Origin of the sequence: Janthinobacterium goodfellowi (assembly GCF_051380695.1) — a bacterium.
In the GTDB taxonomy this organism is placed as follows: domain Bacteria; phylum Pseudomonadota; class Gammaproteobacteria; order Burkholderiales; family Burkholderiaceae_D; genus Janthinobacterium.
In genome coordinates, this window is sequence record NZ_JBNYXN010000005.1 from 135028 (window position 1) to 147471 (window position 12444).

Sequence of the window (12444 nt, forward strand, 5' to 3'; positions counted from 1 at the left end):
CTGGCACAATATGAGCGCACAATCTACCTCCTCCACGATCCCCATGCCAGGCGGCAACATGACCGATTCCATCAGTCACGCGCAAATGCTTTCCACCATGCGCAAGCAGCGCTTCCAGGATTTCCTGTTCCACAAGGTGACGATGCTGTTCGCCCTGTCGGTGCTGATCGTCCTGGTGGGCATCATCATTTCGCTGATCATGGAATCGATACCGGCCTTCAAGACCTTCGGCCTGCATTTCATCGTGTCCGCGGAATGGGACCCCGTCAATGACCAGTACGGCGCCCTGATCCCCATCATCGGCACCCTGGTGACGTCCGTCATCGCCTTGCTGATCGCCTTCCCCGTCAGCTTCGGCATCGCCTTGTTTCTCACGGAAATCTGCCCGGCCTGGCTGCGCCGCCCGCTGGGCACGGCTGTCGAGCTGCTGGCCGGCGTGCCATCGATCATCTACGGCATCTGGGGCCTGTTCGTCTTCGCCCCTCTGTTCGCCGACCACGTCCAGCCCCTGCTGAAAGCCACCCTGGGCAACGTCCCCGTCATCGGCCAGCTGTTCAGCGGCCCCATGATGGGCATCGGCCTGCTGACGGCCGGCCTGGTGCTGGCCATCATGATCATCCCCTTCATCGCTTCCGTGATGCGCGACGTGTTTGAAATCGTCCCTGCCGTGCTGAAGGAATCCGCCTACGGCCTGGGCTGCACGCGCTGGGAAGTGGTGCGCAAGATCGTCTTGCCATACACCAAGACCGGCGTCGTCGGCGGCGTCATGCTGGGCCTGGGCCGCGCGCTCGGCGAAACGATGGCCGTGACCTTCGTCATCGGCAACGCGAATAAACTGTCGTGGTCGCTGTTTGCCGCCGGTAACAGCATCACCTCGCTGCTGGCGAACGAATTCGGCGAAGCGCAATCGGCGCTGCACGTATCGTCGCTGTTCTCGCTGGCCCTGATCCTGTTTGTCATCACCTTTATCGTCTTATCCGCCGCCAAGCTGATGCTGGCTGGCATGTCCCGCAAGGAAGGCACGAAATGAGCCAGCTCAGCCAAGTTAGCACCCTCGACGTTCCGGCCAAGCCGGCCATGAACCCCGTCTACCGCAAGCGTTTGCTGATGCACCGCGTCGGCATCGCCCTGTCGGTGGCCGCCATGGCCCTGGGCCTGGCCGTGCTCGTGTGGATTTTGTTCACCCTGGTGATCAAGGGCTTCGGCGCGCTGTCCATCGACCTGTTCACGCAAACGACGCCGGCTCCCGGCAGCGAAGGCGGCGGCTTGATCAATGCCATCGTCGGCAGCGCCCTGATGGTGGGCCTGGCCACCGTCGTCAGTACCCCGATCGGCATCCTGGCCGGTATCTACCTGGCCGAATACGGCGAAGAAAACAGGTTGGCGCAAGTGACGCGTTTCGTCACCGACATCATGCTGTCGGCCCCATCCATCGTCATCGGCCTGTTCGTGTATGCGCTGTACGTGGCGCACGTCAAACACTTCTCCGGCTACGCGGGCGCCATCGCCCTGTCGCTGATCGCCGTGCCCGTGGTGGTGCGCACGACCGACAATATGCTGCGCCTGGTGCCGAACAGCCTGCTGGAAGCCGCATTTGCCCTGGGCGCGCCGCGCTGGAAGGTCGCCACCCTGGTGCGCTTGCGCGCTGTAAAAGCTGGCGTGATCACCGGCGTCCTGCTGGCCTTGGCCCGCATCGCCGGCGAAACGGCACCGCTGCTGTTCACGGCCCTGAATAACCAGTTCCAAAGCTTTAACATGAATGCGCCGATGGCCAACTTGCCGTCCGTCATCGCATCGTTTGCAATGAGCCCGTACGACAACTGGCGCTCGCTGGCCTGGGGCGGCGCACTGCTGATCACCTTCAGCGTGCTGGCCCTGAATATCCTGTCGCGCACCGTGTTCAGCCAAAAAGTCCCACATTAAACAGATACCGAGCGAAGCGAACCCATATGAATACGCAAATGAATCCAGCCCAAGACTTGGCACCAAAGAAAAAAACCATCGAGATTTCGGGCCTGAACTTTTTTTACGGCAAAACGCAAAGCTTGCATAACGTCAACCTGGACATCCACGAGAAGAAGGTCACGGCCTTCATCGGCCCGTCCGGTTGCGGCAAGTCGACCCTGCTGCGCACCCTGAACCGCATGTACGACCTGTATCCGGGCCAGCGCGCGGAAGGCTCCATCCTGTACCGCGGCCGCAACGTGCTCGACGCCGACCAGGACGTCAACATGCTGCGCGCCAAGGTCGGCATGGTGTTCCAGAAGCCCACGCCGTTCCCCATGTCCGTCTACGACAACATCGCTTTCGGCGTGCGCCTGTATGAAGACCTGTCGAAGGGCGAAATGGACGAGCGCGTCGAGTGGGCTTTGAAAAAGGCCGCGCTGTGGGGCGAAGTCAAGGACAAGCTGACCAAGAGCGGCCTGTCGCTGTCGGGCGGCCAGCAGCAGCGTTTGTGCATCGCGCGCGGCGTGGCCGTGAAGCCGGACGTCTTGCTGCTCGACGAGCCGACCTCTGCGCTGGACCCGATCTCGACCTCGAAGGTGGAAGAGCTGATCAGCGAACTGAAACAGGATTACACGATCGCCATCGTGACGCACAATATGCAGCAGGCGGCGCGCTGCTCCGACTACACGGCGTATATGTATCTGGGCGAGCTGGTGGAATTCGGCGAAACGGACCAGATTTTCATGAATCCGGCCCGCAAGGAAACGCAGGATTACATCACGGGCCGCTTCGGCTGATCCGCCCAGAATAACGATATACAAGACAACTGAATACGGAGAGACAGCATGATAGGCGAACATTCATCCAAGCAATACGACAACGAACTCGAAGCGATCCGCTCGAAAGTGCTCCTGATGGGCGGCATCGTTGAAACCCAGTTCCTCGACGCGATGACATGCTTTCGCATCGGCAACCCGGAACGCGCCGACCGCGTGATGCGCGAAGACGACGTCGTCAACCAGCTGGAAGTGTCGCTGGACGATGCCTGCAGCCATCTGATCGTGCGCCGCCAGCCGGCCGCCAACGATCTGCGCACCATCATGGCCACCATCAAGGTGATTACCGACCTCGAGCGCGTAGGCGACGAGGCGACCAAAATCGCCCGCGTGGCGAAGAACTTGCACAAGCGGGGCAACGCCGTCGTCAACCATTACGAGATGGTGCGCGGCATCGCCAACACGGCCACCGACATGCTGCACGACGCGCTGGACGCCTTCGCGCGCAACGATGGCAAGCAGGCCTTACAATTAATTGCACAAGATGCCATCATCGACCATGAGTTTCGGTCTATCATGCGCAACTTGATCACCTTTATGATGGAAGACCCGCGCACGATTTCGGCGGCGCTCGATACCCTGTGGGTGGCCAAGGCCATCGAACGGATCGGCGACCATGCGAAAAACATCGCCGAATACGTGATTTACGTGGTTGAAGGCAAGGACATCCGCCACACCAAGGTGGCTGCTCCCGCCATTTCCGAGGAGCTCCCTGAGTAAGCTTTATGGCATCTGATAAAACCACGGTATTGATTGTTGAAGATGAGCCGGCCATCGTTGAACTGGTGACCTATTCGCTGCGCGAATCCGGCTGGAATTGCTGTTCCGTACAAAACGTCGCCGATGCCTGGGAATTCATCCAGCACCGCACGCCGCATCTGATCCTGCTGGACTGGATGCTGCCGGACCAGACGGGCTTGCGCCTGCTGTCGCGCATCCGCGCCGACCGCAATTTCGCCGCCATCCCCGTCATCATGCTCACCGCCAAGAGCATGGAAGAAGACAAGCTGGCCGGACTGAACAGCGGGGCCGACGATTACGTCACCAAGCCGTTCTCGCCGCGCGAGCTGCTGGCCCGCGCCAAGGCGCTGTTGCGACGCAAGAGTCCGGAACACGCGCAGGCGCCCATGCGCGCCGGCAACGTGGCCCTGGACCCCGTCAGCTGCACCGTCATGATGGATGAACAGAAGATCGATATCGGCCATGCCGAATACAAGCTGCTGAAATTCCTGCTGGCGCATCCTGAGCGCGTGTTTTCGCGCAGCCAGCTGCTCGACAAGGTGTGGGGCGACCATGTGGTGATCGAGGAACGCACGGTCGATGTCCACGTATTGCGCTTGCGCAAAGCCTTGAAAGAGGCGGAAAGCCTGATCAAGACCGTGCGCAGCGTCGGCTACATGTTGTCTGAAAAGTAAAGCCTCACTCTATGAATCCGAAATTGCTGTTCTGGGTACCGGCCGCCTTGCGCATGGTGCTGGCGCTGCTGGGCGTGGCCGTCGTCTGGTATCTGTTCGGCGCCACGTATGCGCTGGGCATCGCCTTCGTGCTGATGGCCATGATGGTGTTCGTGCAGCTGTCGTATCTGTTCCAGCTGAGTAACTGGCTGGACAATCCGCAAAGCGCCAAGCTGCCCGACGGCTGGGGTGCCTGGACCAGCATTTTCGCGCGCCTGTACCGCATGCGCCGCGACGACGAGAAAAACCAGGCCGAGCTGACGGAATGGCTGGCGCGTTTCCGCCAGGCCATGCATCTGTTGCCCGATGGCGTGGTCATCATGGATGACGTGCTGTTCCTCGAATGGTGCAATCCTGCCGCCGAGAAACACCTGGGCCTCACGCACGAGCGCGACAAAGGCATGCGCGTGACGAATTTGATCCGCAGCCCCGAGTTCATGGATTACATCATCCTGGGCCGCTATGACCAGCCGCTGACGATCACCTTCCGCAACCGCAAGCTGATCGTGCAGATCATTCCGTTCGAGAACCGCCGCCAGATCCTCGTCACGCACGATGTGACGGAGACGGAACGCATCGAAATGATGCGCCGCGACTTCATCGCCAACGCCTCGCACGAATTGCGCACGCCGCTCACCGTCATCGTCGGCTTCCTGGAAATCGCTTCCGCCGAGCTGGACCTCGATGCCTGCACGCGTGCGGCCCACCTCAAGCTGATGACGGAGCAGGGCCACCGCATGCAGCATCTGATCGAGGACATGCTGACCTTGTCGCGCCTGGAATCGGTCGATTATCCGCTGCGCCCCGAGCCCGTGGACATCAAAAAGCTCATGCAGCAAGTCTTGCGCGACGCCAAGGGCTTGTCGGCCGGCAAGCATGAAGTGACCATGGAATGCGACGGGCCCGACGTGCTGGGCAGCTACGATGAACTGTACAGCGCCTTCGGCAACCTGGCCTCGAACGCCGTGCGCTACACGCCGGCGGGCGGCACCATCACCCTGCGCTGGCAGGACGGTCCGGCCGGACCGCAATTCATCGCGCAAGACACGGGCATCGGCATCAGCCCGGAACATATTTCGCGCCTGACGGAACGTTTCTACCGCGTCGACAAGAGCCGCTCGCGCGAAACGCAAGGCACGGGCCTGGGCCTAGCCATCGTCAAGCACGTGCTGCTGCGCCACGGCGGCACCCTGGCCATCCAGTCCGTGGCCGACAAGGGCAGCAGCTTCATCGTCAGCATGCCCAAATCCGTCGTCACGCCGCTGCAGGGCGAGTTGCTGGTCAAGTAGGCGGGGAGGGGAGTATTCCCTTCCTGTTTCCTGTGCGACTAGTGCAAGGTTGGCATAAGTCGTTACAATCTGGCTATGACTTTAATCAACGCCTCTTTTCGCCATGCCGGCGCGCAGCAACTGGCCCAGTCGCTGCAGGCCGCGCGCCAGGATACCCTTTCCCTGTTCGATTGTTACGTCACTGCCGGCCTGGACGTGGTGGCGGGCCTGCCCCGTCATCCGCGCCTCAATCCGCCTTTATGGCAACTGGCGCAGATCGCCTGGTTTGCCGAGTGGTTCATCCTGCGCGAAGCGGCGTCCAGCCATCCGGCCGACGCCATTTATAACTCCCTGCTAACGCGCGGCGACGACTTGTTCGACGCCAACATGGTGGAACACCGCGCGCGCTGGAAGCTGGAACTGCCCAGCCCCGGCGCCGTCAAAACGTATTGCAATGAAGTGCTCGACAGGGTCCTCGATAAACTGTCGCGCGAAGCCAATGTCGACAGCGCCCTGGCGCCGTACCGGCTGGCCCTGGCGCATGAAGACATGTGTGGCGAGGAAATGCTGGCCGGCTTGCAATGGCTGGGCCTGGAAGCGCCGGAATCCCTGGCCGCCAGCCCGGCCTTGCCGCCCGGGGCGGGGCAGATCGCTTTTCCTGGCGGCACCATCGCAATGGGCTCGCCGCGCGGTGCCGGTTTTGCCTTCGACAATGAATCGCCGCCCCATAGCTGCTACGTGGCGCCGTTTTCCATCGATGCCTGCGCCGTATCCAATGCCCAGTTTGCCGATTTTGTCGCCGACGGCGGCTACCAGAACCGCCAGTTCTGGAGCGCGGCCGGCAGCGCCTGGCTGATGCAGCAGGAGCGCTCGTCGCCCCTGTACTGGCTGCGCGAAGCGACGCAGTGGCGCACCATGCGTTTCGGGCAGCGCACGACCTTGCCGCCGAATGAAGCCGTGCGCCACATCAATCTGTATGAAGCGCAGGCGTATTGCGCCTGGGCGGGGCGCCGCCTGGCGACCGAGGCGGAATGGGAGTATGCTGCGCTGTCCGGCCACCCGCGCTTTCACTGGGGCCAGGTGTGGGAGTGGACGGCGACGCCGTTCGAACCGTATCCGGGCTTTGCGGTGGATGCCTGGCGCGAGTATTCGGCGCCATATTTCATGCAGTACCAGGTGCTGCGCGGCGCCGCCTTCGCCACGCCGCCGCGCCTGCATTCGGCCTGCATGCGTGCCTTCCATGCGCCCGAACGGGGCGACATCTTTGCCGGCCTGCGCACCTGCGCCTGGTAGCGCGCCAGAACAGACATCATTTCAGGATACCCTTGAGTACAGATAACGCCCCGCAGTTCATTCCCAAACGCATCACGCCCACGCCGGAGCAGGTCGCCATCCAGACGGCGCAAAAGAAAGTGGTCTTGATCGACGCCAATGCCGGCGCGGCCAAGACGACGACCCTGGCCCTGCGCCTGGCCGAAGCCTTGCACCGGGGCCGCGCGCCCGAACGCATGCTGGCCCTCGTCTTCACGGAAGCGGCGCGCGTGGCCCTGCGCCAGCGCCTGCTGGAAGTGGGCGTGCCGCTCGGTGTCGTCAAGCGCCTGACCGTCGATACCTTCGACGCCTTTGCCGCCAAGGTGCTGTTGCAGCTGGAGAACATGCAGATAGCAATCATGCGCAGCGATGAAGAGCTGCGCCCGATTGCCTGGGAAGCGCTGGAAGTGGTCTCCGAGAAGTATGCCGACCGTTACCCGCTGGAAATCAATACGACGAACGGGGCCATCGCCGAATTCCTGAAGTTGCAGTTGCGCACCAAGGCGCGCCTGGATTTCCAGAATCCTGACTTCGAGAGCAATTCCCTCGATGACAACCTGGAAATGCTGGGCATGTCGCGCACGCATTATCTGTGGCTGCGCGAATACGAGGGCTTGCGCGGCGCCGACACAGGCGATATCCAGTTCCGCGCCCCATTCGACGCCACCTACGACCTCGTGCGCATGCTCGATGGCGACGAGCCCCTGCGCCAGCAATTGCCGGCCTTCCAGATCATCGTGGCCGATGAATTACACGACTTGAACGAAGCGTCGTTCCGCCTGCTGACCATGTTGATACGCCGTGGCAACGCCTTTTTCTGCGGCGCCGGCGACAAGGATCAGGTGATTTACACGTGGTCGGGCGCCGACCACCGCTTCCTGCGCCAGCGCTTCGAACAGGAATTTCCCGCCTTGCAGCGCCTGCCGCTGACGGCATCCTACCGCTACGGCCCGCAGCTGGCGCAGGCCGTGGGCGTGCTGAAGAACAAGGCCAGCGTGTCGGCCCTGTCGCGCGCCACCCACATCGAGCTGCTCGAGTATGACCATGCGCAGCCGCAAGCGTGCAGTGCCCAGTTGATCGCCGCGCTCGAACACGCGCATGCGGGCACGACGGCCATCTTGCTGCGCGACCGCGACCAGGCCATCCGCGTGGAAACGGCGCTGTTCCAGAGCGGCATCGCGTATGGCCTGGTGGACATGAACAGCTATCTGCTGAGCCTGGAAGTGCTGATGCTGCGCGGCATGGTCGCCATCGCCCGCAAGGATTTGCATGCGATCAAGAGCGGCCCGCGCCGCGGCGAGATTCTCGAAGCCCTGGTGGCCTTCGCGGAAATCCCGTTTACGCGCACGGAATTGCAGCAAGCCAAGGCCGATGTGGCCAATTACCCGGATTTGCTGGAAGGCTTCTTGACGAACCAGCTGGCCAAGTCGCACAACCAGGACAAGGCGGCGCTGACCCTGGCCGCCGTCGACTACCTGCGCGCGCTGCCTCCCGACGCCTTGGCCGGCGACGCGCTGCAGCACATCTTTGGCCTGATGCAGCTGGAACAGACGGCGCGCCGCATCTATGTCGATCCGGCCCAGGCGCGGGTCGTCGCCCGTTCCCTGCATGGCTTCATTGCCGTGTGCCGCGAAGCGGGCGTGGCGCTGGGCGGCTTTGCCGGCTGGCTGGGCGAGATGGAAGAGGCCGTGACGGTCTCGACCGGCAAGGCCAAGCTGGTCATCGCCTGTATCGACCAGATCAAGGGCCTCGAGTACAACCACGTGATCCTGCCTTACCTGGCCGTCGACGAATTCCCGCGCAGCAAGACCGACCCGCTGGAAGAAGAGAACCGTTTTTATGTGGCCGCCACGCGCGCGCGCGACAGGCTCACCTTGCTGACGCCCGAAGATCCCGCCTACCGGAGCCGCTACATCGCCGCCCTGCAGCTGAAAAACAAGACTGTTGCGCCCAAGTCATAGATCTTTTGCCGTGCGGCCGCTTTTTGCGAAAGACGAAAGCGGGCATACTGAGTTGGTGTGATTGACAGCAATCTAACCAGACAGGGAGCAAGATATGAAGGTGTTTTTGACAGGTGCGGCAGGTTTCATCGGCAGTTCCATCGCGGCGGGCCTCGTGCGTGCCGGCCATCAGGTGACGGGCCTCGTGCGCAAGCCGGAGCAGGTGGCCGAGCTGGCCACTATCGGCGTGCAGGGCATCGTCGGCACCTTGAATGACCGCGAGCTGATCATCGAACAGGCGAAGGCGGCGGATGCCGTCATCAATGCCGCCAGCAGCGACCACCGGGGCGCCGTGGAAGCCATCATTGAAGCGCTGGCCGGCAGCAACAAGCCTTTCCTCCACACCAGCGGCTCGTCCATCGTGGGCGACGCCTCGGGCGGCGAGGGCACCGAGCAGGTTTATTACGAAGACAAGCTGCCGGCGCCGACGGCCGACAAGGCGGCACGGGTCGCCATCGATGAGCTGGTGCTGGCGAGCGCAGGCCAGGGCGTGCGCGCCAGCGTGCTGTGCAACACCTTGATCTACGGCCACGGTGCCTTGCCGCGCGACAGCGTGCAATTGCCCCGTTTATTGAAACAGGCGCGCAAGAGCGGCATCGTGCGCCACGTGGGTCCGGGCCGCAATATCTGGTCCAACGTGCACATCGACGACGTCGTCAGCCTGTATCTGCTGGCGCTGGAAAAGTCGCCTCCCGGCACGTTTTATTTTGTCGAATCGGGCGAAGCGGCCTTCCGCGACATGACGGCCGCCATCGCCCAGGCACTGGACCTGGGGCCCGCGCAGGACTGGCCGCTGCCGGAAGCCATTGCCGAATGGGGCTACGAGATGGCGTCGTACGGCCTCGGGTCCAACAGCCGCGTGCGCGGGGAACGGTCGCGCAAGCTGCTGGGCTGGCAGCCGCAGGGGCCGTCCGTACTGGCATGGATCGAGAACGACATGCTGCGTTCGCCGCACGCCACGGCTGTTTGATGCAGCTCAGTAAAGCAGCATCTGTGTGCGCTAGCGAACGGTGCTTTTGCCCGAACGGGAGTATGATGGCTTTGCTTGGTTGAGACGCACTGCCGTGAAGTTGGCGGCATGTTCGATCTTCCAGCAGGTCAGCCGGTCGCCTCAAGGATCGGCACCAGATTTACGCTGCCTGCGCGCTTGCGCCAGGCGGCTGTGCACTGCAACTCCAGGTCGCGGTGTGTACTGCGAACCCCTTCAAGGCCGGCGCTAGCCGGTCTTTTTTTGCCTGTCGTTCCTTCCGCTGCGCCATTCACCGCCACCTGTCCGCCATTCGCCGAAGCGCAGTTTTCGTGCGGCCCAAATCCGCGTATCTTTACGATCAATTCACTTCAAGGGACGACCGTGAAACCTGAACCCGCTTATTACCGCCGTACCCAGCTGCTGTGGGGCGTGCTGCTGATCGCCATCGGCGCCGTCATCCTGCTGGACCGGCTCGATGTGATCTATCTCCATGATTACTATGCACTATGGCATTATTGGCCCCTGATACTGGTCGTCTTCGGCCTCAACAAGCTGGTCGCGCCTGTGTCCGCCAAGCAGGTATTGAGCGGCTTGTGGCTGATCTTTTTTGCCGCCTGGTGGTATGTATCGTATGAAGAACTGTGGAACTTGAATTTCTACAATAGCTGGCCAGCCTTGCTGATCGCCTGGGGCGTGGGCCTCGTGCTGGAACCGCTGCTGAACAAACATTTTATTGCCTATCGGGAGTCCGAGCATGAAAAATAGACCGCCGCTGCACTCGCCATCGCAGATCGTGCTGGGCGTCATCGTCATCGGCCTGGGGCTGCTGTTCCTGCTCGATAACCTAGGCTTCATCAACGTGCGCTACACCTTCCGCTTCTGGCCCACCATCCTCATCATTTTCGGCTTGCTGAAGATATCGCAAAGCCATAACCGCTCCGGCTACATTCTCGGCGGCGTGATGGTCTTGCTGGGCCTGAGCTGGACCCTGAAAGCCATGGGCTTGTTCTATATTAACTGGAGCATGCTGTGGCCGCTGCTCATCATCGCTGCCGGCGTGGCCGTGGTGTCGAAATCCTTGCCTGGCGGACAGCAGCGGCAGCGCCGCCGGCACTTTGCCGCGCCGCCCGATGGCAGCGCTGCGCCCGACGCCTTCGGCCAGGCCAGGAATGGCGCCGTATCGCTCGACAAGGAACCCGCCGATGCCACTGCAGCGCCTGGCGCCAGCGCCCAGGCGGACGACGACAGCATCATCGAAGTGACGGCCATTCTCGGCGGCTACGTGCGGCGCGTGTCGTCGCAGCGCTTCAGGGGCGGCGATATCAACGTCATCATGGCCGGCTGCGAAATCGACTTGCGCCAGGCCTCGATCGAAGGCGAAGCCGTGCTCAACGTGTTCGCCCTGTGCGGCGGCGTCACGATCAAGATTCCGCCCGACTGGAGCGTCGTGCTGCAAGGCACGCCCATCCTCGGCGGCTTCGAGGAAAAGACCATCGTGCCGCCGAACCAGAACAAGCGCCTGTACGTGACGGGTTACGCCATCATGGGCGGCCTGGAAATCCGCAACTAGACGCGCATGTCCGGACCCTTGTCGAAGCGGCGCGGCGCCGTGGTGGTGTTCCTGGTGTGCATTGCGCTGGGCCTGGCCCTGGCCTCCATCCTGGCCAGGGTGGCCCATGCGCCGTGGCTCAATGCGACCCTGCTGGTGGTGCCCGCCACGCTCGTGTATGCGATCGGCTCGGGGTTTTCCGCGTTTTACCTGTGCCGCGCCTACCCCTTGCACGCGCGCCATCCGCTCGCCATTGCCGGCGTGATGGGCGTGGCGGCCCTGTTCGCGGGCTTGCTGTGGGCCACCCTGCTGCAATTTCTGAACAGCGTCAGTCTGTTGCTGGAGCAGCACTGGCTGGGCGTGGACCTGACGCCATCGCTGCTGGCCCTGTTCTTCGGCCTGGGCGTGCTGCTGTATTGCCTGGCCGCCGCCGTGCATTATCTGCTGCTGGAATTCGTGCGCGCCAGGATGGCCGAGCAGCGGGGCCTGGAAGCGCAGCTGATGGCGCAGGAAGCGCAACTGCGCATGCTGCGCACGCAGATCGATCCGCATTTCCTGTTCAATAGCCTGAACTCCATCAGCGCCCTGACGTCTATCGATGCGGCGGGCGCGCGCCAGATGACGGTGCAGCTGGCCAGTTTCTTTCGCCAGAGCCTGAGCCTGGAAGCGCACAAGCACATCACCGTGCAAGAGGAACTGGTGCTGATCCGCCACTTTCTCGCCATCGAACAAGTGCGCTTCGGCGAACGCCTGCAAGTGGCGGAAAGCATCGATACTGCCGCGCTGGCGTGTTTGCTGCCGCCCATGCTGATACAGCCGCTGGTGGAAAATGCCGTCAAGCACGGCATCTGCGGCTTGACGGAGGGCGGCCTGATCGCCATCGAGGTCCGGCGCGCGGGCAGCCAGTTGCAGATTGCCGTGCGCAACCCGGTTGATGCGGATCAGGGGCCAGCGCGTGGCAATGGCGTGGGGCTGGAAAATGTGCGCCAGCGCCTGGCCGGCGCGTATGGCCACGAAGCGGGCGTGCACTGGGCGCGGCACGGCGCGACGTTTGAAGTGACGCTATCGTTGCCGGCGCACACCGGCGGCACGGAGGAAGCATGATGCAG

At 62.6% G+C, this 12444-nt stretch carries 12 protein-coding genes; all 12 read left to right on the plus strand.

All coding sequences use genetic code 11. The features are described from left to right. Positions 1–58: 58 nt before the first annotated feature. Entirely contained in the window at positions 59–1030 is a 972-nt protein-coding gene (pstC, locus tag ACQ4WQ_RS19545; RefSeq protein WP_326459379.1) for a phosphate ABC transporter permease subunit PstC, read from the plus strand. Then, positions 1027–1923: a phosphate ABC transporter permease PstA gene (pstA, locus tag ACQ4WQ_RS19550; RefSeq protein WP_070290772.1), complete on the plus strand. Its 897-nt coding sequence runs from the start codon at positions 1027–1029 to the stop codon at positions 1921–1923. The genes pstC and pstA overlap by 4 nt, the downstream gene beginning before the upstream one ends. A gap of 38 nt (positions 1924–1961) precedes the next feature. Further along, positions 1962–2744 carry a phosphate ABC transporter ATP-binding protein PstB gene (gene pstB, locus ACQ4WQ_RS19555; RefSeq protein WP_373631409.1) on the plus strand — a complete coding sequence of 261 codons (783 nt, stop codon included), beginning with the start codon at positions 1962–1964 and terminating at the stop codon, positions 2742–2744. Between the two features lie 48 nt (positions 2745–2792). Then, positions 2793–3503 carry a phosphate signaling complex protein PhoU gene (gene phoU / locus ACQ4WQ_RS19560; protein WP_070218051.1) on the plus strand — a complete coding sequence of 237 codons (711 nt, stop codon included), beginning with the start codon at positions 2793–2795 and terminating at the stop codon, positions 3501–3503. Positions 3504–3508: 5 nt separating this feature from the next. Next, entirely contained in the window at positions 3509–4198 is a 690-nt protein-coding gene (locus tag ACQ4WQ_RS19565; RefSeq protein WP_034755074.1) for a response regulator, read from the plus strand. 11 nt (positions 4199–4209) lie between these two features. Continuing rightward, a complete protein-coding gene (gene phoR / locus ACQ4WQ_RS19570; protein WP_326459381.1) occupies positions 4210–5526 on the plus strand; it encodes a phosphate regulon sensor histidine kinase PhoR in 1317 nt (438 codons plus the stop codon). 75 nt (positions 5527–5601) lie between these two features. Continuing rightward, a complete protein-coding gene (senA, locus tag ACQ4WQ_RS19575) occupies positions 5602–6798 on the plus strand; it encodes a selenoneine synthase SenA (protein WP_326459382.1) in 1197 nt (398 codons plus the stop codon). Positions 6799–6830: 32 nt separating this feature from the next. Then, the gene (locus ACQ4WQ_RS19580) at positions 6831–8777 is read left to right on the plus strand and encodes a UvrD-helicase domain-containing protein (protein WP_436499328.1); all 1947 of its coding nucleotides are present in this window, start codon (positions 6831–6833) and stop codon (positions 8775–8777) included. Positions 8778–8871: 94 nt separating this feature from the next. Beyond that, positions 8872–9786 carry an NAD-dependent epimerase/dehydratase family protein gene (locus ACQ4WQ_RS19585; RefSeq protein WP_436499330.1) on the plus strand — a complete coding sequence of 305 codons (915 nt, stop codon included), beginning with the start codon at positions 8872–8874 and terminating at the stop codon, positions 9784–9786. 381 nt (positions 9787–10167) lie between these two features. Beyond that, positions 10168–10551 (plus strand): LiaF transmembrane domain-containing protein, encoded by a 384-nt coding sequence (locus tag ACQ4WQ_RS19590; protein ID WP_326459385.1) that lies wholly within the window; start codon positions 10168–10170, stop codon positions 10549–10551. Then, positions 10541–11356, plus strand: a complete 816-nt coding sequence (locus ACQ4WQ_RS19595) for a LiaI-LiaF-like domain-containing protein (protein WP_326459386.1) — start codon at positions 10541–10543, stop codon at positions 11354–11356. Before ACQ4WQ_RS19590 ends, ACQ4WQ_RS19595 begins: the two co-directional genes overlap by 11 nt. Before the next feature lie 6 nt (positions 11357–11362). Further along, complete coding sequence (locus tag ACQ4WQ_RS19600; protein WP_436499332.1) at positions 11363–12439, plus strand: sensor histidine kinase; 1077 nt, start codon at positions 11363–11365, stop codon at positions 12437–12439. Positions 12440–12444 lie beyond the last annotated feature (5 nt).